Below are 697 nucleotides of genomic sequence, written 5' to 3'. Positions count from 1 at the left end.
AAAAAATTTTAGCTAATCTATTTCAGGCTTCCACTCCGCATGGAAGAACTCTCCCCTGGGTTTGTCTTTCCTTTCGTAAGTATGAGCTCCGAAATAATCCCGCTGCGCCTGAATCAAATTGGCCGAAGATTGTTCGGAAGTGAAGCTCAGCAGGTAATTTGCCGCGGCACTCATCACCGGCACCGGGAAACCTGCTTTCAAAGCCATTCCCACCACCTCTGTGAGTGATTGTCTATGAATCTTCATCTCCCTCATAATTTTCTCTTGAATTAAAAGATGTCCCTGATGACCTCTAAAAATTTCAACCAGATCCTCCATCAGCTTACTCCTTATAATACAGCCATTGGTCCAGATCCTCGCAATCTCTGAAAGATTTAAATTCCAATTATATTCTTCTGAAGCCGCTTTAAGCAGATCAAATCCGATGGCGTGATTAATAACAGCTGCCGCTTTAAAGGCTTCAAAAATGATATTTTTAGGCTCCTTTGTTTTTTCCTTTTCTGAAGTCCGGAAGTCATATTTCTTTGCGGCAGCAGTTCTCTCCTCCTTCATTCCGGAAATATTTCTCGCCATTACCGCTGCACTAATTGTGTCTAATGGAACTCCCAGTTCCAAAGCCGCATTTGTTGACCAGCCGCCGGTGCCTTTTTGTTTGGCTGCATCGAGAATTTTGTCAAGTAATAATTCACCATTTTCT

General features: G+C 42.8%; 1 protein-coding gene. It reads right to left on the bottom strand.

All coding sequences use genetic code 11. The features are described from left to right. Positions 1 to 12: 12 nt before the first annotated feature. The coding region (locus HC175_RS15925; protein ID WP_479685233.1) for an NADP(+)-dependent, decarboxylating phosphogluconate dehydrogenase at positions 13 to 697 on the bottom strand (685 nt) is incomplete at its 5' end.

The organism is Salinimicrobium oceani, assembly GCF_012037645.1.
Note: the sequence above shows the minus strand (reverse complement) of the source record. Positions and strands in the feature narration are given on the sequence as shown.